At 73.6% G+C, this 20,805-nt stretch carries 20 protein-coding genes and 1 pseudogene; 10 read left to right on the forward strand and 11 right to left on the reverse strand.

The window, feature by feature from the left end; all coding sequences use genetic code 11:
• Positions 1-9: 9 nt before the first annotated feature.
• The 3 genes and pseudogenes from FJK98_RS07040 to cofC all read right to left on the reverse strand — a co-directional run.
• Complete coding sequence (locus FJK98_RS07040) at positions 10-2,328, reverse strand: RNA degradosome polyphosphate kinase (protein WP_145918308.1); 2,319 nt, start codon at positions 2,326-2,328, stop codon at positions 10-12.
• A gap of 54 nt (positions 2,329-2,382) precedes the next feature.
• Positions 2,383-2,580 carry a cold-shock protein gene (locus tag FJK98_RS33895; RefSeq protein ID WP_228543495.1) on the reverse strand — a complete coding sequence of 66 codons (198 nt, stop codon included), beginning with the start codon at positions 2,578-2,580 and terminating at the stop codon, positions 2,383-2,385.
• A 42-nt stretch (positions 2,581-2,622) separates the two neighbouring features.
• Positions 2,623-3,279 (reverse strand): annotated as a pseudogene (cofC, locus tag FJK98_RS07045) (2-phospho-L-lactate guanylyltransferase); the annotation flags it as partial.
• Positions 3,280-3,407: 128 nt separating this feature from the next.
• Here cofC and FJK98_RS07050 point away from each other — a divergent pair.
• From FJK98_RS07050 to FJK98_RS07070, 5 genes are all read left to right on the forward strand, one after another.
• Positions 3,408-4,133 (forward strand): 1-acyl-sn-glycerol-3-phosphate acyltransferase, encoded by a 726-nt coding sequence (locus tag FJK98_RS07050; RefSeq protein ID WP_145918310.1) that lies wholly within the window; start codon positions 3,408-3,410, stop codon positions 4,131-4,133.
• Positions 4,134-4,173: 40 nt separating this feature from the next.
• Positions 4,174-5,181, forward strand: coding sequence for an NAD(P)H-dependent glycerol-3-phosphate dehydrogenase (locus FJK98_RS07055; RefSeq protein ID WP_145918311.1), 1,008 nt, complete (start codon positions 4,174-4,176; stop codon positions 5,179-5,181).
• The gene (locus FJK98_RS07060) at positions 5,178-6,341 is read left to right on the forward strand and encodes a cystathionine gamma-lyase (RefSeq protein ID WP_145918312.1); all 1,164 of its coding nucleotides are present in this window, start codon (positions 5,178-5,180) and stop codon (positions 6,339-6,341) included. Before FJK98_RS07055 ends, FJK98_RS07060 begins: the two co-directional genes overlap by 4 nt.
• A 157-nt stretch (positions 6,342-6,498) precedes the next feature.
• Positions 6,499-7,290, forward strand: coding sequence for a putative protein N(5)-glutamine methyltransferase (locus FJK98_RS07065; protein WP_145918313.1), 792 nt, complete (start codon positions 6,499-6,501; stop codon positions 7,288-7,290).
• A 169-nt stretch (positions 7,291-7,459) separates the two neighbouring features.
• Positions 7,460-8,500, forward strand: a complete 1,041-nt coding sequence (locus FJK98_RS07070; RefSeq protein ID WP_145918314.1) for an ROK family protein — start codon at positions 7,460-7,462, stop codon at positions 8,498-8,500.
• A gap of 53 nt (positions 8,501-8,553) precedes the next feature.
• Here FJK98_RS07070 and FJK98_RS07075 read toward each other — a convergent pair whose 3' ends face one another.
• Together FJK98_RS07075 and FJK98_RS07080 are read right to left on the reverse strand one after the other, a co-directional pair.
• Positions 8,554-8,754, reverse strand: coding sequence for a DUF397 domain-containing protein (locus FJK98_RS07075; protein ID WP_145918315.1), 201 nt, complete (start codon positions 8,752-8,754; stop codon positions 8,554-8,556).
• A gap of 7 nt (positions 8,755-8,761) precedes the next feature.
• Positions 8,762-9,607, reverse strand: coding sequence for a helix-turn-helix transcriptional regulator (locus tag FJK98_RS07080; RefSeq protein WP_088646065.1), 846 nt, complete (start codon positions 9,605-9,607; stop codon positions 8,762-8,764).
• A gap of 253 nt (positions 9,608-9,860) precedes the next feature.
• On the opposite strand from FJK98_RS07080, the gene FJK98_RS07085 reads away from it, so the two are divergent.
• The 3 genes from FJK98_RS07085 to FJK98_RS07095 all read left to right on the forward strand — a co-directional run bounded on the left by FJK98_RS07085 (position 9,861) and on the right by FJK98_RS07095 (position 12,643).
• Positions 9,861-10,091, forward strand: coding sequence for a hypothetical protein (locus FJK98_RS07085; RefSeq protein WP_145922616.1), 231 nt, complete (start codon positions 9,861-9,863; stop codon positions 10,089-10,091).
• A gap of 150 nt (positions 10,092-10,241) precedes the next feature.
• Positions 10,242-11,336 carry a D-alanine--D-alanine ligase family protein gene (locus FJK98_RS07090; protein WP_145918316.1) on the forward strand — a complete coding sequence of 365 codons (1,095 nt, stop codon included), beginning with the start codon at positions 10,242-10,244 and terminating at the stop codon, positions 11,334-11,336.
• A gap of 305 nt (positions 11,337-11,641) precedes the next feature.
• Positions 11,642-12,643, forward strand: a complete 1,002-nt coding sequence (locus FJK98_RS07095) for a serine protease (RefSeq protein ID WP_194821999.1) — start codon at positions 11,642-11,644, stop codon at positions 12,641-12,643.
• Between the two features lie 150 nt (positions 12,644-12,793).
• On the opposite strand, the gene FJK98_RS07100 is transcribed toward FJK98_RS07095, so the two are convergent.
• Together FJK98_RS07100 and FJK98_RS07105 are read right to left on the reverse strand one after the other, a co-directional pair.
• Positions 12,794-13,663: an alpha/beta fold hydrolase gene (locus tag FJK98_RS07100; protein WP_145918318.1), complete on the reverse strand. Its 870-nt coding sequence runs from the start codon at positions 13,661-13,663 to the stop codon at positions 12,794-12,796.
• A gap of 40 nt (positions 13,664-13,703) precedes the next feature.
• The gene (locus FJK98_RS07105; RefSeq protein ID WP_145918319.1) at positions 13,704-14,288 is read right to left on the reverse strand and encodes a TetR/AcrR family transcriptional regulator; all 585 of its coding nucleotides are present in this window, start codon (positions 14,286-14,288) and stop codon (positions 13,704-13,706) included.
• Between the two features lie 66 nt (positions 14,289-14,354).
• Between FJK98_RS07105 and FJK98_RS07110 the strand changes: the two genes are divergently transcribed.
• Entirely contained in the window at positions 14,355-15,257 is a 903-nt protein-coding gene (locus FJK98_RS07110) for an oxidoreductase (protein WP_145918320.1), read from the forward strand.
• 51 nt (positions 15,258-15,308) lie between these two features.
• Here the strand turns inward: FJK98_RS07110 and FJK98_RS07115 are convergent, their stop codons facing one another.
• From FJK98_RS07115 to FJK98_RS07125, 3 genes are all read right to left on the reverse strand, one after another.
• Positions 15,309-16,718 (reverse strand): alpha/beta hydrolase, encoded by a 1,410-nt coding sequence (locus tag FJK98_RS07115; RefSeq protein ID WP_145918321.1) that lies wholly within the window; start codon positions 16,716-16,718, stop codon positions 15,309-15,311.
• 102 nt (positions 16,719-16,820) lie between these two features.
• Positions 16,821-17,699 (reverse strand): LLM class flavin-dependent oxidoreductase, encoded by an 879-nt coding sequence (locus FJK98_RS07120; RefSeq protein ID WP_205789405.1) that lies wholly within the window; start codon positions 17,697-17,699, stop codon positions 16,821-16,823.
• Between the two features lie 94 nt (positions 17,700-17,793).
• Entirely contained in the window at positions 17,794-18,813 is a 1,020-nt protein-coding gene (locus FJK98_RS07125; RefSeq protein ID WP_145922618.1) for an aldo/keto reductase, read from the reverse strand.
• A 212-nt stretch (positions 18,814-19,025) separates the two neighbouring features.
• Here FJK98_RS07125 and FJK98_RS07130 point away from each other — a divergent pair, with 212 nt between their 5' ends.
• On the forward strand, positions 19,026-19,622 hold the full coding sequence (locus FJK98_RS07130; protein ID WP_145918322.1) for a TetR/AcrR family transcriptional regulator: 597 nt from the start codon (positions 19,026-19,028) through the stop codon (positions 19,620-19,622).
• A 74-nt stretch (positions 19,623-19,696) separates the two neighbouring features.
• Here FJK98_RS07130 and FJK98_RS07135 read toward each other — a convergent pair whose 3' ends face one another.
• Positions 19,697-20,719 carry a hypothetical protein gene (locus FJK98_RS07135; RefSeq protein ID WP_145918323.1) on the reverse strand — a complete coding sequence of 341 codons (1,023 nt, stop codon included), beginning with the start codon at positions 20,717-20,719 and terminating at the stop codon, positions 19,697-19,699.
• Positions 20,720-20,805 lie beyond the last annotated feature (86 nt).

Here is a 20,805-nt window from a genome sequence, read left to right on the forward strand (position 1 = left end):
CCCGGGGGATCAGCCGGCGGAACCGCCCACCCGGCGCAACAGCAGTTCCTGCAGGTCGTGCAGCGGCTCCTCCGGGGTGCCGGTCCGCCGGCTCCAGCTGCCGTCGGCGGCCAGCTCGAACGCGTCCACGTCCGGGCTCATCGCGGTGGTCATCACCTGGTCCAGCTCGGCGCGGGCGACCGGGTCGCTGACCTGCACCAGCGCCTCTACCCGGCGGTCGAGGTTGCGGTGCATCAGGTCGGCCGACCCCATCCAGAACTCGGCGTCGCCGTTGTTGCCGAACCGGAAGATCCGCGAGTGTTCCAGGAACCGGCCGAGGATCGAGCGGACCCGGATGTTCTCCGACAGCCCCGGCACCCCCGGGCGCAGCGTGCACATCCCCCGGATCAGCAGGTCCACGTGCACGCCGGCCTGCGACGCCCGGTAGAGCGCGTCGGTGATCTCCTCGTCGACAAGCGAGTTCACCTTGAACTGCACCAGCCCCGGCATGCCCAGCCGGACGTGCGCGATCTCCCGCTCGATCCGCTCCACCAGCCCGCTGCGGATGCCCTGCGGGGCCACCAGCAGCCGCCGGTACGCGGTCTGCCGGCTGTAGCCGGTGAGCACGTTGAACAGGTCGGTCAGGTCGGCGCCGATCTCCGGGTCGGCGGTGAGCACGCCGAAGTCCTCGTACAGTCGGGCGGTCTTGGGGTGGTAGTTGCCGGTGCCGATGTGGCAGTACCGGCGGATCTGGTTGCCCTCCTGGCGCACCACCAGGGCGGTCTTGCAGTGCGTCTTGAGCCCGACCAGGCCGTAGACGACGTGGCAGCCGGCCCGTTCCAGGGTGCGCGCCCAGCCGATGTTCGCCACCTCGTCGAAGCGGGCCTTCAGCTCCACCAGCACCACCACCTGCTTGCCGGCGGCGGCGGCGTCGACCAGCGCGTCGACGATCGGGGAGTCCCCGCTGGTGCGGTAGAGGGTCTGCTTGATGGCCAGCACGTTCGGGTCGGCGGCGGCCTGCTCGACGAAGCGCTGCACGCTGGTCGCGAACGAGTGGTACGGGTGGTGCACCAGCACGTCGCCGTCGCGCAGGGTGGCGAAGACGCTGCGCGGCACCTCGCCCTCGGCCAGCCGGGGATGGGTGGCCGGCACGAACGGCTTGTCCTTCAGGTCGGGGCGGTCCGCCTCGCCGTAGAGCTGCCACAGCGCCGACAGGTCCAGCAGGCCGGGCACCCGCAGCACGTCGTGGTCGTCCATGTCCAGCTCGCGGACGAGCAGCTCCAGCATGTGGTCGGAGATGGAGGCGGCGACCTCCAGCCGGACCGGGGGGCCGAAGCGTCGCCGGGCCAGCTCCCGCTCCAACGCCTGGAGCAGGTCCTCGTCGCGGTCCTCGTCGACCTCCACCTCGGCGTTGCGGGTGACCCGGAACAGGTGGCACTCGACCACCTGCATGCCGGAGAAGAGCTGTCCCAGGTGCACCGAGATGAGGTCCTCCACGGGCAGCATCCGCAGCCCCGGCTGGTCCCGGCCCACCCGGACGAAGCGGGGCACGTTGTTGGGCACCTTCACCCGGGCGAACAGCTCCGAACCGCCGTCGGGGTCGCGGACCGCCACGGCCAGGTTCAGCGACCGCCCGGAGATGTACGGGAACGGGTGCGCCGGGTCCACCGCGAGCGGGGTGAGCACCGGGAAGATGTGTTCCCGGAAGTAGGTGCGCAGCCGCTCCCGCTCCGGGTCGTCCAGCTCCGCCCAGCGGGTGATGCGGATGTCCTCCCGGGCCAGCTGCGGCAGCAGGTCGTCGACGAAGCAGGCGGCCTGCCGGGCGACCAGCCCGGCGGCGCACTCGGTGATCCGCTCCAGCTGGGTACGCAGCGGCAGCCGGTCCCCGCCGCGTACCGGCAGGCCGGCGGAGAGCCGCCGCTTGAGCCCGGCCACCCGCACCATGTAGAACTCGTCGAGGTTGCTGGCGAAGATGGCCAGGAACTTCGCCCGTTCCAGCAGCGGCGTGCGCGGGTCCTCGGCCAGGGCCAGCACCCGGCCGTTGAAGTCGAGCCAGGACAGCTCCCGGTTGAGGAACCGGTCCGCCGGCAGCGGCGCGACGGCGGGCGGCCCGTCGCTCGTCGACCCCGCACCGGTGGCCGTGCCGTCGGCGGGACGGTCGTCGGTGTCGAGCACCTCGTCCAGCCCGGCGGAGGCCCCGGCGGCGCTGGCGCCGGGGGAGTCGGGGGCGGTGGCGGAGACCTCCTCCGGGGCGCGGCGGGTGCGGGAACCGGTGCGACGGCGGGTGCCGTTGCGGGTCGGGTCGGCGGCGGCGGACGGGCTGGTGGGGTGCTCGCGAGGGGTGCTCACCCGCTCATAATCACCCGATTACGGTTAACGCAAAATGAACTTGGGCTGCGTTGTTCAGACCATCGTCGGCAACGTCACCCGGACGACCCCGCCGTCCGGATCGGTGTGCACCGTCAACCGTTGGCCGAGGCGGAGCAGCCGCAGCCCGGAGGCGTCGAAGGCACGGGCCGGGAAGGGCAGCTCGGTGCCGTCGTCGAGGAGCAGCACGCCGGTGCGGCTCTGCGCGTCGAAGGTCGCCACGGTGCCCTGCATGCCAGCACCGTACACCGGCCGGCCGGTGCGGGGCCGACGGGCGGCGCGGCCGGGGGCTGCCGGGAGAACGCCGGTCAGCGCGCCGGTCGCCGGGCCGAGACCGAGCCGGGCCGCGTCGGCCAGGTCGGCGGCGGTGTCCACGTCGCGGCGCAGGCTCGGCCAGACGCCCGGCAGCGGCACCGCCCCGGAGGCCAGGTGCGCCGCCGCCGACCCGGCCCCGAACCGGGGCGCAAGCGGCACCCCGGGGGGTGTGGTGAGCAGCACGGTGCCGGTGCCGGGGGCGTCGGCCACGAACCGGCGTACCCCCGGCGGGCCGGAGGTGACCGCGTGCAGCGCGGCGGCCAGTTCGGCCGGGCGCAGCGCCGGCAGGTCGGCGGTGAGGGCGGCCAGCCAGTTCCGGCCGTCGTCGGCCGCCGCCACCTCCACGCCGTGCCGCAGGGCGGCGTTCAACCCGGCGTCCGGGCGGTCCGGCACCACCCGCGCGCCCGCCGCGCCGACCGTCGCCGCCACCTGCGGGTCGACGGTGACCACCAGCACCTCGGCCACCGCCGGGCAGGCCAGCGCCGCGCCGACCGTGTCGGCCACCAGCGCCAGCGCCAGCTCCTCGTGCGGTACGGCCGGCAGCGCTCCCCGCAACCGGCTCTTCGCCGCGCGGAGCCGCTTCACCGGCACCACCGCCACCCACCTCGCCTGGCCCACGTCGCCAATCCTGCCAGCGGCGGCGGCGGTACCCGCACTGGCCGTACCCGGGACGAGCAGGCATGATTTCCGCTGCGGGCACGCAACGGTGGGGGTGCGGCACGCGGGTGGGGCGACGAGGAGGCACGGTGGCACGGCGCAGGCTGGGTTTCTGGCGACGGTTCGCCGTGGCGCTGGTCAAGCCCGTGATGCTGGCCTGGACCCGACGCACCTGGCACGGTGTCGAGCAACTGCGCCGCCCCGGGGGCGTCATCATCGTGCCCAACCACATCTCGCACGCCGACCCGCTGGTCTGCGCCCACTTCATCTACGACGCCGGCCGGTGGCCGCAGTTCCTCGGCAAGGCCAGCGTGTTCCGGGTGCCGGTGGTCGGCTACATCCTGCACCGCTGCCGGCAGATCCCGGTGGAACGGGAGACCGCCACCGCGGTCAAGTCGCTGGACCGGCTGGTCGCCGCACTGGACGCCGGAGGCGCGGTGGTGATCTATCCGGAGGGCACCATCACCCGGGAGCCGCAGCTGTGGCCGATGAAGGGCAAGACCGGGGCGGCCCGGCTGGCCCTGGCCACCGGCGCACCGGTGGTCCCGGTGGTGATGTGGGGTCCGGAACGTCTCTTCGACCCACGGACCAGCCGGGTGGGCCTGCGGCCCCGGACCCCGGTGACGGTGCTGGCCGGCCCGCCGGTCGACCTGGACCGGTGGGCGGGGGCCACCCCCAGCCGGGTGGTGCTGGAGGAGATGACCGACCAGATCATGCTGACCCTGCGGGACCTGCTCGCCGGCGTCCGGGGTGGCACACCGCCGCCGCTGTGGGAACGTCCCGTCCGTCCGCGTACTCCCGAGGGGACCGAATGAGCGAGTGGATCGACCGGCGCGACGCAGGGGCAGGGGTGGCGTGAGCGGGCACGTGGCGGTGCTGGGGGCCGGTTCCTGGGGGACGGCGTTCGCCAAGATCCTCGCCGACGCCGGTCGGGAGGTGACCATCCTCGCCCGGCGCGAGCAGGTCGCCGAGGCGATCCGCGTCCACCGGCGCAACCCCGACTACTTGCCGGAGCTGCGGCTGCCCGACCGGGTCACCGCGACGGGCGACGCGGCGAAGGCGATCTCCGGCGCGGAACTGGTGGTGCTGTCGGTGCCGTCGCAGACGCTGCGCGGCAACCTCGCCGAGTGGGCCGGCCACCTCGCCCCGGACGCCACCCTCGTCTCCCTGATGAAGGGGATCGAGCTGGGCACCACCCGACGGATGAGCGAGGTGATCGTGGAGACGGCCCGGGTCACCCCGGACCGGGTGGTGGTGGTCTCCGGCCCCAACCTGGCCCCCGAGATCGCCGTCGAACAGCCGGCCGCGACGGTGGTCGCCGGCACCGACGCCCGCCGCGCCGAACTGGTGCAGCAGTCGATCCGCACCCCGTACTTCCGGCCGTACACCAACGACGACGTGATCGGCTGCGAGCTGGGCGGGGCGGTCAAGAACGTGATCGCCCTGTCGTACGGGATCGCCACCGCGATGGGCTTCGGCGACAACACCCGGGCCATGCTGATGACCCGGGGGCTGGCCGAGACCGCCCGGCTCGGGGTGGCGCTCGGCGCCGACCCGATCACCTTCGCCGGCCTGGCCGGGATGGGTGACCTGGTGGCCTCCTGCTCGTCGCCGCTGGCCCGCAACCGCACCTTCGGCGAGCACCTGGGCCGGGGGGAGACGCTGGAGCAGGCGCAGGCGGCCACCCGGCAGACCGCCGAGGGCGTGAAGAGCTGCCTGGCCATCCGGGACCTGGCCCGCGCGCACGGGGTGGAGATGCCGATCACCGAGCAGATCGAACGGATCTGCCACGAGGGGATGGACCCGAGACTCGCGGTGGACGCCCTGATGAGCCGGACCGCCAAGCCGGAGTCGTACGAGTGAGCGGCCGGCCGACCGGGCCCGGCGACCCGGCGAACCACTGGCACGACGGCACCCGGTGCGTGCACGCCGGGCTGCCCGAGCCGGAGCCGGGGCAGCCGTTCCTGCCCGGCCCGGTCTTCGCCGCGCCCTACCACCTCGACCCGTGGCAGGGGCCGGCCGCGACCCCGAACGGCTACGGCCGGCCGGACAATCCGACCCGGCGGCTGCTGGAGGCGGCCATCGGCGAGTTGGAGGGTGGCGACTGCCGGGTCTTCGCCTCCGGTCAGGCCGCCATCACCGGGCTGCTGCTGGCCGTGCTGCGCCCCGGCGACACCGTGCTGCTGCCCGCCGACGGGTACTTCCCGGTCCGGGCGTTCGCCACCGCCACCCTCGCCGGGCTGGGGGTACGGGTCGGGTTCGTGCCCACCGCCGGGCCGTACCCGTCGTTCGACGGGGTCCGCCTGGTGCTGCTGGAGACCCCGGCGAACCCGGGCCTGGACGTGGCCGACATCACCGCCGTGGCCGACGCGGCGCACGCGGCCGGCGCGTTGGTGGCGGTGGACAACACCACCGCCACCCCGCTCGGGCAGCGGCCGTTGGACCTCGGCGCGGACCTGGTGGTCGCCTCCGGCACCAAGGCGTTGACCGGCCACTCCGATCTGCTGCTCGGCTACGTGGCGTCCCGGTCGGCGGAGCTGCTGGAGACGGTGACCGGGTGGCGCACCACCACCGGCGCGGTGCCCGGGGCGTTCGACGCCTGGCTGGCCCACCGTTCGCTGGCCACCCTGGACCTGCGGCTGGCCCGGCAGTCCGCCAATGCGGCGGCCCTGGCCGAACTGCTCGCCGGCCGGCCCGACGTGACCGGGCTGCGCTGGCCGGGCCGCCCGGAGGACCCGGCGTACCCGGTGGCGTCGCGGCAGCTGCGCCGGATGCCGGGGGTGCTCTCGTTCGACCTCGGCGACGCCGACCGGGTGGCCCGGTTCGTCGCCGCGTCCCGGCTGGTCGCCGCCGCGACCTCGTTCGGTGGCCTGCACACCAGCGCCGACCGGCGGGCGCAGTGGGGCGACGACACCGCCCCCGGGTTCGTCCGGCTCTCCTGCGGGGTGGAGGACACCGCCGACCTGGTCGCCGACGTGACCGCCGCACTGGACAGCGCGGGGGCGGCCGGTCCGCTATCGTGATGCCGGCCCGCACGGGCCCCGACCGGAGGAGGTGAGTCCGATCCACCAGACGTCAGGACCGGCGCTCCCCGTCGAGTCCCGTCGCTGCGGCAACGGAGTCCCGTCGCCACGGTAGCGACGGTGGGAGCGCCGACGTGCGCTCCCGAAAGGCATCACCATGGCATCCGATCCGTTCCCCCACGACCCCGCCGCTCTCGTCGCCCGGCTGCGCGCCGCCGGCTGCGTCTACGCCGAGGACGAGGCCGCGCTGCTCACCGCCGCCGCCGACTCGCCGCAGGCGCTCGCCGCCCTCACCGACCGGCGGATCGCCGGTGAACCGTTGGAACACCTGCTGGGCTGGGCCGAGTTCTGCGGCCGACGGGTCGCCGTCGACCCGGGGGTGTTCGTCCCCCGGGCCCGGACCGCGCTGCTGGTGGAGGCCGCCGCGTCGGTCGCCGGGCCGGCCCCGGCGCTGGTCGACCTCTGCTGCGGGTCGGGGGCGATCAGCGTCGCGCTGGTCGACCGGCTCGCCCCGCGCTGGCTCGCCGCGGTCGACGTGGACCCGGCCGCCGTCGCCTGCGCCCGCCGCAACCTGGCCGGCCGGGACGTCACCGTGGTGCAGGGCGACCTGTACGACCCGCTGCCGGCGCACTGGCGGGGCCGGCTGGACGTGGTGGTCGCCAACGCCCCGTACGTGCCGACGCCGGCGGTGGCGCTGCTGCCGCCGGAGGCCCGGCTGCACGAGGCGTCGGTGGCGTTGGACGGGGGCGTGGACGGGCTGGCCGTGCTGCGTCGGGTCGCCACGGGTGCGGTCGACTGGCTGCGGCCCGGCGGTCACCTGGTGGTGGAGGTCAGCGCCGGGCAGGCCGAGGCGCTCGGTGCCGCGATGACCGACCTGGGGTTGCTGCCGACGGTCCTGCACGCCGACCGGTGGGACGCGACAGGAGTCCTGGCCCGCCGACCGGAGTGAGCCGCCGCGCCGGCCCCGTGCTGCCGAGCCGGCGCGAGGCCGGTCGCCCCTCCCGGGTCCGGTCGCCCCTCCCGGGAGGGCGGTCGGTCGGCGGGATTGCCGCACGTGGGGCGTGACGGGCGGTGGGAACGGGAACTAACCTCGCAGCAGGCCCGGTCGGAGGTGGCGGATGGTCAGCGTGGACGTGCCGGTGGTGGTCGGCCTCGACAACGGTGGCACCAGCAACAACGCCACGGTGCTCCGCCTGGACGGCCGGTTCCTGGTCGACGGGTTGGTGGAGACCCCCAGCGAGGTGACCGCCGGCCCGCAGGCGGCCATCGAGGCGCTGGCCGGCGCGTTCGACGGGGTGCTGGCGCACGTCGGCGTTTCCCCCGGCCAGGTCCGGGCGGTCGGGTTGGACACCCCCGGCCCGGCCAGCGCGACCGGTGTCATCTCGTCGCGGGGCTCGACGAACTTCGCCCAGCCCGCCTGGCACGGCTTCGACGTGCGTGGCGCGCTGGAGCGGCGGCTCGGGCTGCCGGTGGTCTACCACAACGACGGCAACGCCGCCGCGCTCTACGCCCACCACGTCCACTTCGGAGCGGACGCGGCGACCCGGTCGTCGGTGGCGGCGATCGTCGGCACCGGCCTCGGTGGCGCGGTGGTGGTCGACGGCCGGGTGGTCACCGGGGCGGCCGGGATGGCCGGCGAGTTCGGTCACGTGCACATCCCGCTGGCCGGGCTGCTCGCCCCCGACCAGCCCGAACCGCGTTGCGCCTGCGGTTTCGCCGGGGACGCGGAGAGCGTCGCCTCGCTGACCGCGATCCGGCGCAACCTGCTGCCGTACTGGCTGTCCCGGTATCCGGGGCACCCGCTGGCGCAGGAGCCGCCCGAGCGGGCCGCCACCCTGCTGCGCCGGTACGCCGAGCGGGGCGACGCGCTGGCCCGGCAGGTCTTCGCCCAGCAGGCGGCGGCGCTCGGCCGGCTGTTCACCATCGCGGCCAACTTCACCGATCCGCACGCGTACTTCGTCGGCGGCGGGGTGGTGGAGGCGGCACCGGAGTTCCGGGACTGGTTCCTCGACACCGTCCGCGCGCACACCGTGCTGCGGGAGGAGCAGGCCGCGCTGGCGACCTTCGCGCTGGTGCCGGACCGGGACATGGCCGGCGCGCGCGGGGTGGCCATCGCCGCCGCCGAGGCGGTCCGGCCCGCCGCGACCCCGGCCGACTGACCCGGCTCCGCCCCGCACCCGCCGTGACGGGGTGCGGGGCGGAGCCGGGGTGGTCAGCGGCGCGGCGGGGCGGTGGCGAAGGCGGACCAGGCGGCGGGCGGGAAGAGCAGCACCGGGCCGCCCGGGTCCTTGGAGTCGCGGACCGCGACCCGGCCCGGCAGCGACGCCAGCTCGACGCAGGCCCCCTCGTCCCCGCTGTGGCTGCTCTTGCGCCAGGCGGCCCCGGACAGGGCCCCGCCGATCGTCGGTGTCATCGGTCTCCTACCGTCCCTTCATCAGTTGCACGAGTTGGTCGCGGCTGTCGGCCGGGCTGAGCGCGACGGTCCGCAGGTGTTCCATGATCTTGGTGCAGGTACGCAGGTCACCCGGCCGGTCCAGGACCATCTGGCCGGCGACCGTCTCCACCGAGGCGATCAGCGGGTCCTCCGGGTCGGCGAACTCCAGGATGTGCAGCGAGCCCCGGGTGCCCCGGTGGTAGCCGGCGGCGAGCGGGATCACCTGGACGGTGACGTTCGGCAGCTCCGAGGTCTTGAGCAGGTGGCTGAGCTGCGCCTGCATCACCGTCCGGTCGCCCACCGGACGCAGCAGCGCGCCCTCGTCGATGATCGCGTCGAAGATCGGCGGTTCGGCGGCGGTGATCCGCTGTTGCCGGTCCAGCCGGAGCTTGACCCGCTGCTCGACCTGCTCGTCGGTGAGGGTGTGCGGCCCGCCCCGCATCACGCCCCGGATGTAGTCGGCGGTCTGGAGCAGACCCGGGACGATGGACGGTTCGAAGTTGGCGATCGCGGTGGCCTCGGCCTCCAGCGCGATGAAGTCGATGGTGCGTTTGTCGAGCAGGTGGGAGTAGGGCACCCACCAGCCGGGCTTGCGGGTGTCCTTGGCCAGCTGGACCGCGGCGGCGATCTCGTCGGGCCGGACCCCGTAGAGGCTGAGCAGCGCGCGGACGGTGGCCGGGCTGACCAGCGTCTGCGCGTTCTCGTAGCGGCTGAGCGTGCTGCGGGTGCTGTTGATCTCGTCGGCGGCGGCCTCCAGGGTGAGGCCGGCCGCTTCCCGGTGGGCGCGCAGGGCGATGCCCAGGCGGCGAGCCCGGGCGGTCTTCGGTGCCATACGTCGATGGTGACACAGGTCTATGGGAAGACGTGCGTGAGAGAAGGTGCGATGAGAGTTGCATTCACGCCTGTGCACCTGTCAATCTGTAACGGAGTCCTCACCAGCGGTTGTCGTGGCGACGGCGATGGTGAGTGACCGGAGGGGATGAGGCGCGTGGCGATCGGGTTTACTCCCCCGTTCCCGATCGCCACGTGCCGCCGCCGCATGCGTCGAGAAAGGACTTCCAACAGTGAGGGGTCTGATGACGGCGATGACGCGGTTCCTGGTGGTGCTCAGTGACGTCCGGCCGGTGGAGACGTCCACCCGCGACGAGCGGGCCCGGCCCGAGCGCCGGCGGCAGGTGGTCGGCGCCAACAGCCGGGAGGCCGCCGACCGGATAGCCGGGGCGTTCATGGCCCTGGGCATGGTCCGGGCCGGACGGCAGCGGGTGAAGGTGATCGCGGTCGGCCGGGGGCGCGGCTACCGCCCCCACCGGCCCTGAAAGTCACGTACCGTATCGGGTCGGATGACCGTTTGCGAGGGTCGCTCGCTTCCTGCCGGGTATCACCATCGGTCCGCCGCAACTCACAGTAAGGTCAGTCGGGTGAGCGCAACTGACGGCTCCGCAGTCGCGTACCGAGAGGTGACCCGAGTGACCACCCCAGGCAAGACCCGCGTGGCGATCGTGTTCGGCGGACGCAGCCCCGAGCACGGCATCTCCTGCGTCAGCGCGGGCAGCGTGCTCGGCGCGCTCGACCCCGACGAGTACGACGTGGTGCCGGTCGGTATCACCCGGCAGGGCCAGTGGGTGCTGACCAGCGGGGACCCGGGCGAGCTGGCGATCCGGGCGCGCAGGCTCCCGGAGGTCACCGCCGGCGCCGGGACCGAGGTGGTGCTCCGCGCCGACCCCACCGCCGGTGGCCTACTGGTGCTCGACCCGGCCGAGGGCCCCCGCGCGCTCGCCGACGTGGACGTGGTCTTCCCGGTGCTGCACGGCGCGTACGGCGAGGACGGCACCATCCAGGGCATGCTGGAGATGGCCGACATCCCGTACGTCGGCGCGAACGTCTTCGCCTCCGCCGCCGCCATGGACAAGGAGTTCACCAAGAAACTCTGTGCCGCCGAGGGCATCCCGGTCGGCCCCTACGCGGTGCTGCGCAACGGGATGACCCTCAGCGAGACCGACAAGCAGCGGCTGGGCCTGCCGGTCTTCGTCAAGCCGTCCCGGGCCGGCTCGTCGTTCGGTATCACCCGGGTCGACGACTGGGCGCGGCTCGACGACGCCGTCGCCGTCGCCCGGGAGATCGACACCAAGGTGCTCGTCGAGGCCGCGGTCGTCGGCCGGGAGATCGAGTGTGGCGTGCTGGAGGGCGAGGCCGGCGGTGCGCCCGAGGCGTCCGTGCTGGCCGAGGTGCGGATGGTCGGCGACCGCGAGTGGTACGACTTCGAGGCCAAGTACCTCTTCGCCGACGAGGTCTGCGAGTACGACGTCCCCGCCGTCCTGCCCGACCGGGTCACCCAGCAGGTCCAGGAGTACGCCACCCGCGCCTTCACCGCGCTGGACTGCTCCGGCCTGGCCCGGGTCGACTTCTTCGTCACCGCCGACCTGGACGTCTACCTCAACGAGATCAACACGATGCCCGGGTTCACCCCGACGTCGATGTTCCCCCGGATGTGGGCGGCCAGCGGCCTGGAGTACCCCAAGCTGGTCAACCGGCTGATCCGGACGGCCCTGCACCGGCACTGACCGCCGCGCCGGCCGCCTTCCCGCCGCCGGCGTCCGGGCCCGTGCCCCACCGTCGGCCCACCTCGTCGTCGCCCCCGTCCGGACGGGGGCGACGACCGGCGTGTCCCGGGTCGTCCGGGGGGCCCCGGTCGGGGTGCCGAACGCGATCCGTCGCATATCCCAGGGTTGAAAAAATCGACGTCGGTTATGGCGTCGACGGGCGGGCGGCACGGATTCCTGACAATTGTCGTCCGTCATTGTGATCAATAGTTGGACCTCAATATGCTGCCGGAGTTCGGATAGGTGTAAGGGCAGAGGAGGTCCTCTTGAAATCCGCTCTGCGTTGGTCGGTGGGTGCCGGTGCCGCATTCACCCTCATTCTGGCCGGTGCGCCGGCAGCCGAGGCGAATTCGACCACGGTCGACCAGAAAGGAAACATCACCGCGATCGCCCGCACCCTCGACGGGCGGGCGATCACCAACGAGAAAATCGCGAAGGAGGTCGCCGACTTCTGGACCCCGGAACGCATGGCGTCCGCCGTGGACCTGGACTTCCCGAAGTCGGCCGGGGCCGGCACGTCGTCGAACCGCGCGCCGAAGCCCACCGGTCCGGCCGGCACCGTCGCTCCGGTGGCCCCGAGCATCGCCAGCGGCCCCCGGACGATGCTGAACGAGGCGGTGACCGTCGGCAAGGTCTACTTCACCGTCCCCGGTGGCGGCACCGCCTCCTGCTCGGCCAGCACCGTCGCCAGCACCAAGCGGCGGCTCGTGGTGACCGCCGGCCACTGTGTGCACCAGGGTGCCGGCGGTGGGTGGTACTCCAACTGGCAGTTCGTCCCCCGGTACCGCAACGGTGTGCGGCCGTTCGGAACCTTCGTCGCCTACAGCCTCTCCACCCGGGGCGCATGGGCCAGTTCGTCGAGCTACGCCGAGGACATGGGCATCGCGGTGATGTCCAACGGCGGCACGTACAACGCCAAGGTCGTCGACACCGTCGGCGGCAACGGGCTGCGCTGGAACTGGGGCTACTCCGTGGCGGTCACCGCACTGGGCTACCCGTCCAATCTCGGCGGCGGCGAGAGCCAGCAGTACTGCCAGAGCACGACCTGGGACGCCGGTGGCCAGCAGATCCGGATGTACTGCAACATGACCTACGGTTCCAGCGGCGGGCCCTGGTTGCAGGAATACAACGACTCGATCGGTGCCGGCTACATCAACAGCACCGTCAGCCACGGCGACAATCCGGGTAACGGGCAATTCGACGGCCCCTACTACGACGACGACATCAAGAGCCTGTACGACTACGCCGAAGCCGGCTCTCCCGCGTAAATTCACCCTCCCCGCACCGGAGCCCCGGCCGACGGCCGGGGCTCCGGTCTGTTTTCGGGGCCGGGAAATGCGCCTGTCGGGTCGATTCAGCGGTATTCCGTCGCCCGGACACCGCTGTTTCGGCCCAACGGCGGGGCGTCGCCCGGTCGGTCAGGGGGTGGCGAGCACCTCGCGGAGCTTCGCGGCGAACTCCCGGGGCCTGCCGGCGTAGCCGGCGTGACCGCCGAGGAAGCCGCCGTGGTGGCTCGGGAACACCGTCGCCTCCTGGCCGAGCAGGTGGGCGGTGCCGACGGCCGTCCGGGCGGTGTACGTCCCGGTCGACTCCTCGCCGACCGCGATGACGATCCGGGTCGGTGCGGCGGTGAGCGCCGCCGCGTCGGGGCGGTAGTCGGTGACCGGCCACGAGTTCTTCGACAGCAGCGGATCGTCCCGGCTGCCGTCGTCGTCGGTGGGCAGGCCGAACGTCGCCGGGTCGGGCGCGGGCCGGGCGAAGTAGGCGTCGGTGAACTCGCCCTGCCACGACGTCATCGCGATGAACGCGGCCATCCCCGCGCCGGTGCCCCTCGCCTGGTAAGCCTCGTGGAAGGCGGCCCGCGCGCGCTCGGCGGCGGCGGCGTCGGGCAGCACGGCGTTGACGGGCGGCTCGTGCGCCACCAGCGTGACGACGTCGTTGGGATGGGCCGCGACCAGGGCGAGCGCGGTCACCGCACCGCCGCTGCTGGCGAACATGTCGACCGGGCCGGCGTCGAGCGCCCCGATCAGGTGGTGCAGGTCGTCGGCCTGCTGCCGGGGTGTGTGCTCGGACCGGCCGTCGGTGCGGACGCTGCGGCCCAGGCCGCGCGGATCGTAGGTGACGACCGTACGGTCGGCGAACTGGGCGGCGAGCGCGTCGAAGCCCTCGGCCGTCATCGGCTGGCCGATCATGACCAGGGCGGGACGCCCGTCGGCCGGGGGGAGCGGGCCACGGACGTCGTAGACCAGTTCCACTCCCGGCAGGGTGAGCGTGTGCGTCGTCGGCATGACGCCGAGCCTACGGCCGACCCCCGACACCGTCCGGCGGTCAGGGGCGGCGTGACCCCCGGATGAACTGGTCGACCGCGGTCCGGGTGATCCCGTCGAGCAGGTCGGGTGCGACCAGGTTGCCGTTGACCAGGGTGGCGATGCCCTGCAACGTGGCGAACAGCACGATGCCGGCGCGGTCCGGGGGGCCGGGTTCCAGCACCCCCTGGGCCTGCCCCTCGGCGATCAGGTCGTGCATCAGCCCGAACGGTCCGGCGGCGGCCGCGGCGAGGTGCTCGGCCCCCTCGCGGTGCTTGCCGGTGAACATCAGCTCCAGCAGGGCGGCGTCCTCGGTGGCGAACCGCAGGTAGGCGGCCGCCATGGCGTGCAGGCGCGGCCCGAAGTCCGTCCTGGCGGCGGCGAGCGCGGCGCGCAGTTCGGCGTGCAGCCGGGCGAACCCGGCCTCGGCGAGGGCGTCCAGCAGCGCCTGCCGGTCGGCGAAGTGCCGGCGCGGCGCGGCGTGGCTGACGCCCGCCTCCCGGGCCAGTTCGCGCAGCGAGAGCTGCCCCGCGCCGTGCTGGCGCAGGCTGCGCTCGGCGGCGGCGAGCAGCGTCGACCGCAGGTTTCCATGGTGGTACGCGGGCACGGGGGCATCGTAGCCCGAAAAATGTCGCCGTTGCCGACATTGTTGTCGCCGTATACATTGTTTCCCATGACAACATTCACGACCGCCCAGATCCCCGCCCTGACCGGCCGTACCGTCGTCGTGACCGGCGCGAACAGCGGCATCGGCCGGGTCGCCGCAAAGGCGCTCGCCGCCCGGGGCGCCCGGGTCGTGCTCGCCGTCCGCGACCCCGCCAAGGGCGCCGCTGCCGCTGCGGGCATGACCGGCGACGTCGAGGTACGCCGGCTCGACCTGGCCGACCTCGCCTCCGTCCGCGCCTTCGCCGAGGGCTGCGCCGGGCCGATCGACCTGCTGATCAACAACGCCGGCGTGATGATCCCGCCGCCGAGCCGGACCGCCGACGGGTTCGAGCTCCAGTTCGGCACCAACCACCTCGGGCACTTCGCGCTCACCAACCTGCTGCTGCCACGGATCCGGGGGCGGGTGGTCACCGTCGCCTCCTCCGCGCACCGGGCCGGAAAGATCGACTTCGCCGACCTGAACTGGGAGCGCCGCCCCTACCTGCCGTTCCCCGCGTACGCCCAGTCGAAGCTGGCGAACCTGCTGTTCACCGCCGAACTGCACCGCCGCCTCACCGAGGCCGGCTCGCCGGTGCTGGCGACCGCCGCCCATCCCGGCCTGGCCGCCACCAACCTGCTCGGGCACCTCGACCACAACCGTTCCTGGTGGAACCGGCTCCAGACGACCCTGCTCAACCGCTTCGCGCAGAGCGACGCCGACGGCGCGTCGCCCACCCTCTACGCGGCCGTGGCCGACATCCCGGGCGGCAGCTACGCCGGGCCGGACGGCCTTTTCGAAGGGCGTGGCGCGCCGAAGCTCGTCGGCCGCTCGAAGAAGGCCCGCGACGGCGCCGTCGCCCGTCGGCTGTGGGCGGTCTCCGAGGAGCTGACCGGCGTCACCTTCCCCCTGGCCGCCCAGCCCACCCGGTAGGTGACCGCCGACGGCACGGGCCGACCCCCGGCGGGCCGCTGACGGAACGGTTCACCCTGCGGGGCAGCGGGCGTCGGCACCGGGCAGGGTCAGGTCGACGAGGTACCTGTCGACCACGGCGACGGTGCACGCGTTGCGCAGGTAGGTGCCGTGGCCCGAGCCCTCGTAGGTGACCAGGCGCCCGTGCCGGCCCAGCTGCCGGGCGACGTGGGTGGCCCAGGCGTAGCCGGTGCGGGGATCGTGCCGGGCGTTGAGCAGCAGCAACGGCGTGCGGGTGTGCACCCGTGGCTCGTGCGGTGGATTCCGGACCGGGGACTGCCAGCCCAGACAGGTGTGCACGGCCAGCAGACCGGCACCGTAGCGGACGTCCGGCGCGACGGCCCTGGCTGCCCGGACCAGGGCCGCGTACTCGTGGTGGTCGCGGACGGCGGCCGGCCAGTCCGCGCAGAAGACCGCCACGGCCACCGGGAGCTTCACCTCGGGCGGCGGCATGCCGGCGGCCATGTCCCGGACGGCCTCGGCCAGCTGCGGGAAGCGGGGGCCGGCGAGCATCCCGAGGGCCACGGCGGTGACGTCGAAGGCGGTGCGCGGGGCGTACCCGTCGTTGTCGGCGCGAGCCAGCACCGCAGCCCAGACCGCCCGGACGTCCCGGCCGTGCAGCACGCACCCGGGCGAGCTGTCGCACCAGGCCACGAACTCGTCGAAGGCGTCCTGGAGCGCCGCCGCCTGGGTACGGACGAAGGACCGCACGTCCAGGCTGTGGTCGAACACGCCCTCCAGCACCACGGCCCGTACCCGGTCGGGATACCGCTCGGCGTACTGCTGACCCAGCAGCGTGCCGTACGAGCTGCCGTGGAAGGTCAGCCGCCGCTCACCCAACGCACGCCGCAGCGCCTCCAGGTCGTGCACCGTGCTGAGCGTGTCGGCGTACCCGAACACCGGGCTGGTCGGACGACACCGGTTCCACAACGCCCGGTTGTAGGCCACCGCGGCGTCGAAATCGGCCTGGCCGGTCAGCACGACGGGCGGCCTGCGCAGCTCCGGGTCGGGAGCGCAGACCGGGGCGGCGCTGCGGGCCACCGTACGCGGATCGAAGCTGACCAGGTCGAACCGGTCCAGCAGCTCGTCGCTGAACCGGTCCCCCCGGCGGATGCGTTCCACTCCCGAGTCCCCGGGGCCGCCCGGCCCGAACACCAGCGTGCCCACCCGCTGCTCCGCCACCCGGGCGGTCCGACGGGCCACGACGAGCGTGAACGTGCGCCCGTCCGGCCTGGCCCAGTCCACCGGCAGGCGCAGCGGGGCGCACCGCACGCGCGGGTCGGGTGGCACGTCGGGCAGATCGTCGGGACACCCACCCCAGCTCAGGCCCGGCGGTGGCCCGGGACGCGCGTGGGCCACCGCCGGGAGACCGGCGAGGACGGTGAACACGGCGACGACGACGGTCACGGTACGAAGGAACACGGCGGACCTCCCGGGCTGTGGCTACCCGTCCACCCTGGACGCCCTGCCTACCCGAGCCGTATGCGGAAGAACCCGGATTTCGTCCCTGATGTTGCGTTCCGACTACCTCGACGGGGTGATGAGTTCGTCGGTGATCCAGTGGGCGACGCCGGCGGGATACGGCGGCGTCAACCCGAGGATCACGTGGCCGAAACCGGCGGCGGTCGCCGCGCCGATCGCCGCCCGGGTCTCCTCGGGCCGGTCGTAGCGGACCGGCAGGTGGATCGAGCGGGTGATCGAGGCGGGATCCCGGCCGATCTCGACGCAGTAGCGGTCCAGCAGCGCGCTGCGCGCGGCCACGTCCCCGATGTCCCCACCACCGGGGACGTTCCACACGTCGGCGTGCTCGGCGACCACCCGGAGCAGGGCCGACGAGCGTCCGCCGATGACGATCGGCGGGTACGGCCGCTGCACCGGCTTCGGATTGCCGTAGGCCCCGGTCAACCGCACGTGCTCGCCGTGGAAGTCGAACGGCGCGTCCTCGGTCCACAGCCGCCTGATGACCGTGCACGCCTCGGCGAGGCTCTGCACCGAGTGGGCGAAGTCGTGGTAGGGCAGGCCGTGCGCGGTGTACTCGCGGCGGGCCGCCGGATGACCGGGGCGGGAGCCGGCGCCGATGCCGAAGTCGAGTCGTCCGCCGGAGACGATGTCGACGGTCGTGGCGATCTTGGCGAGCATCGCCGGGGGCCGGAACCGGTTGCTGGTGACCAGCAGGCCGAGGCGCAGCCGACGGGTCCGGGCGGCGAGGGCCGAGAGCAGCGTCCAGCCCTCGTACGCCGGCCCGTCCGGGTCGCCGCCGATCGGCATCAGGTGGTCGAAGAGCCAGGCGTGCGCGATCTCGGGGATGTCGTCCGCCTCGCGCCAGACCCGCAGCACGTCGTGGTAGTGGACCTGCATCGGTGCGGTCATGATCCCGAAGCGGATGGGGGTGGGGTGCGGCATGTTCCGTCCTTCCTGATCCGGCGCCAGCGTCACGCCGCGGTTCCGGTTCGGGTCCGTGGCGCCGGGCGTCGGTGTCGGGCCGAGGTTCCGGCGCTCAGCGGCGGCGCAGCGCCGGGTCGAGCAGGGCCGGCGGGGTGTCGTGCTTCTCGTCGGGGGCCAGGTCGACGCCGGGGGCGACGATGGCGTCGATGGCGTCGAGCACGTCGGCGGTGAGCACGGTGTCGGCGGCGGCGAGTTGGCTGTGCAGGTGCTCCGGCGTACGGGGGCCGATGATCGCGCTGGTCACGGCGGGGTGCGCGGTGACGAAGCCGAGCGCGAGCTGGATCAGGGTGAGCCCGGCCTCCTCGGCGACCTTGGCGAGCTGCTCGACGGCGTCGAGCCGGGCCCGGTTGGCGGCGACGGTGAGGTCGAATCGGCCGGGCAGGACGTCGGCCCGGTGGGTGGTGATCTCCCGGCCCGCCCGGACCGCGCCCGACAGCCATCCCGAGGCGAGCGGGCTCCAGGCGAGCACGCCCAGGCCGTACTGCGCGGTGACGGGCAGGACGTGGGTCTCGATGCCGCGTTGCAGGATCGAGTAGCTGGGCTGCTCGGTGACGTACCGGCCCAGGTGGTGTTCCCGGGCGGCCCACTCGGCCTGCACGAGCCGGTACGCGGGGAACGTCGAGCAGCCGAAGTAGCGGATCTTGCCGGCCCGCTGGAGGTCGGTGAGCGCGGACAGCGTCTCCTCGTCGCTGGTCGTCGGGTCCCAGCGGTGGACCTGGTAGAGGTCGATGTGGTCGACGCCGAGCCGGCGCAGGCTGTCGTCGAGCGCGGTGTGCAGCCAGCGGCGGGAGGTGCCCCGGTGGTTGCGTTCGTCGCCCATCGGCAGGGCGGCCTTGGTGGCCAGCACGATGTCGTCGCGGCGGCCGACGATGGCCCGGCCGACCAGTTCCTCCGACTCGCCCTGGCTGTACCGGTCGGCGGTGTCGATCAGATTGATCCCGCCTTCCAGGGCGGCGTCGACGATCGCGGTGGCCTCGGCCTGACTGGTGCGGCCGATGGCGCCGAAGTTCATCGCGCCGAGCACGAGGGTGCTGACCTGGACGCCGGTGCGGCCGAGGGTGCGGTACTGCATGAGGGTTTCCTCCACGGGGTGACGGTGACGGGCCGGTGCCGCCGGGGACCACGGCGCGTGTGGACGCGCTGTGGGTTGAGGGGGGAGGGGAGGGGCGTGGCTGGTCGCCGGCCGTCCGGCTCTGGCATCATGAGGCAAGCGGAACCTTGTTCCGCTCCGAACTATACGGAACGCCGTTCCGTTTGCCAAGGGAGTCCGGAGGTGACGGCGCGATGGTCGACGGCGGACCGGGGTCGCCCACCCCACCCGGACGCACCGGCGCGCCCCGGAAGCGGGCCGACGCCCGGCGCAACGAGGCGACCCTGCTGGAGGCGGCCGCCGCGGCCTTCCTCGACGCCGGTGTCGACGTGCCGGTACGCGACATCGCCGCGCGGGCCGGCGTCGGCGTCGGCACCATCTACCGCCACTTCCCGACCCGGGCCGACCTGATCGTCGGGGTCTACCGGCACCAGGTGCAGGCGTGCGCCGAGGCCGCGCCGACCCTGCTCGCCGACAGCGACACGCCGCACGCCGCCCTGACCACCTGGATCGACCAGTTCGTCGACTTCCTGGTCACCAAGCACGGCCTCGCCGGGGCGATGAACGCCGACACCGCCGCCTTCGAGACGCTGCACGGGTACTTCCTCGACCACCTCGTCCCCGCCTGCGCCCGCCTGCTCGACGCCGCCGCCGCGGCCGGCGAGATCCGCCCCGGCACCGATCCCCGGGAACTGCTGTTCGCCGTCGGCAACCTCTGCGCCGGCCGCGCCCCCTACTACGACGCCCGCCGGATGGTCGGGCTCCTCGTCGCGGGGCTGCGGCTGCGCTGAGCGGCGACGCCCGGTGGCCGGGTGCCGCCCCTGACGTCGACGTCGTCCGCCGGGCCAGGCCGGGCGGGGGCGGATCAGCGCGCGTAGTGCGCGGCGACCGCGGCGAACGCGGCCTTCGGTTCCCAGGGCAGGCCGGGGTACGTCGCACCGGTGCGCCCGTCGAGCACCTTGACGATCCCGGGGCTGGCGAGGTCGAGGTCGTCGCGCGGGTCGCCGTCCGGTCGGTGCGGGAGGCTGGGCAGCGCGAAGAGGTGGACGAAGGCGCTGTCGACGCCCTCGCTGTCGAAGATGTCGAGCAGCTCGCTCAGGTACGCGGCCTGGCCGGGCTCGTCGCGCTCGTACACCCCGTCCAGCCGGTCGGGCCTGCCGCTCGGGTCGTACTCGATGATCTCCATGCTGCGGGGTGCGACGTCACCCGCGCCGCGCCAGGTGGCGGTGCCGAAGCCGGTGACGGCGACCGGTTTGGGCTGGTCGACGAGCCGGCGTACGCCGTCGCGGAACTGGCCGGCGACCTCGGCGGACCGGATCAGTTCGACCGTCACCACGTCGAACAGGTCCCAGTCGACGCCCTCGAACGGGATCGCGGCGTAGGTGACCCTCCCGTGGAAGCGTTCGCGCACCGCCGCCACGGTGGTGCGCAGGAACGCGTCGAGGCGGGTGCGGACCCCGGCGATGCGCTCGGCCCGGCCGTCCGGGTCGGTGAACAGGTGGCCGAGCCGGTCCGCGAGGCGCTCCCCGTCGATGAAGCCACGGTTCATGATGCTCAGCTCGGCGCCGGTGACGAAGACGATCTCGGCCCCCGCCGCGCGGAGCCGCTCGGCCCGCTCGGCGCAGTCGAGGAACAGGGCGCGGATCAGGTCGGGTTCCAGCTCCAGGGGGTACGGCGAGAACCAGACCTCCAGGCCGAGTTCGGCGGCGGTGTGGGCGGCGGACTCCAGCCGCCCGGGATCACCGCCGACCAGGTGGACGGCGGTGCAGTGCAGGTCGTCGCGGATGATGGCCAGCTCCCGCCGGACCACCTCGGGGTCCCAGTGCGGCACCGAGCTGACGCCGTCGGTGACGAAGCCGGTGTCGTAGGCCATGCCCTTGGCACGCATGTCGGTCCCTTTCGGTCGTGGTGCTCCCGGAGTTCGGAGGGACCGTAGCATATTTTTGCGTGCGCGCAATTTTGCGTGCACGTACC

The sequence above is a fragment of the Micromonospora sp. HM134 genome (genome assembly GCF_007833915.1).
Classification (GTDB): Bacteria; Actinomycetota; Actinomycetes; order Mycobacteriales; family Micromonosporaceae; genus Micromonospora; species Micromonospora wenchangensis.

Coding starts and splice junctions, on each gene's coding strand:
- FJK98_RS33895 (WP_228543495.1), bottom strand. CDS start 2,580: ATGCAGGGCACCGTGGCGACCTTCGACGCGCAGAGCCGCACCGGCGTG.
- FJK98_RS07065 (WP_145918313.1), top strand. CDS start 6,499: ATGGCATCCGATCCGTTCCCCCACGACCCCGCCGCTCTCGTCGCCCGG.
- FJK98_RS07070 (WP_145918314.1), top strand. CDS start 7,460: ATGGTCAGCGTGGACGTGCCGGTGGTGGTCGGCCTCGACAACGGTGGC.
- FJK98_RS07075 (WP_145918315.1), bottom strand. CDS start 8,754: ATGACACCGACGATCGGCGGGGCCCTGTCCGGGGCCGCCTGGCGCAAG.
- FJK98_RS07080 (WP_088646065.1), bottom strand. CDS start 9,607: ATGGCACCGAAGACCGCCCGGGCTCGCCGCCTGGGCATCGCCCTGCGC.
- FJK98_RS07085 (WP_145922616.1), top strand. CDS start 9,861: ATGACGCGGTTCCTGGTGGTGCTCAGTGACGTCCGGCCGGTGGAGACG.
- FJK98_RS07100 (WP_145918318.1), bottom strand. CDS start 13,663: ATGCCGACGACGCACACGCTCACCCTGCCGGGAGTGGAACTGGTCTAC.
- FJK98_RS07110 (WP_145918320.1), top strand. CDS start 14,355: ATGACAACATTCACGACCGCCCAGATCCCCGCCCTGACCGGCCGTACC.
- FJK98_RS07120 (WP_205789405.1), bottom strand. CDS start 17,699: ATGCCGCACCCCACCCCCATCCGCTTCGGGATCATGACCGCACCGATG.
- FJK98_RS07125 (WP_145922618.1), bottom strand. CDS start 18,813: ATGCAGTACCGCACCCTCGGCCGCACCGGCGTCCAGGTCAGCACCCTC.
- FJK98_RS07130 (WP_145918322.1), top strand. CDS start 19,026: ATGGTCGACGGCGGACCGGGGTCGCCCACCCCACCCGGACGCACCGGC.
- FJK98_RS07135 (WP_145918323.1), bottom strand. CDS start 20,719: ATGCGTGCCAAGGGCATGGCCTACGACACCGGCTTCGTCACCGACGGC.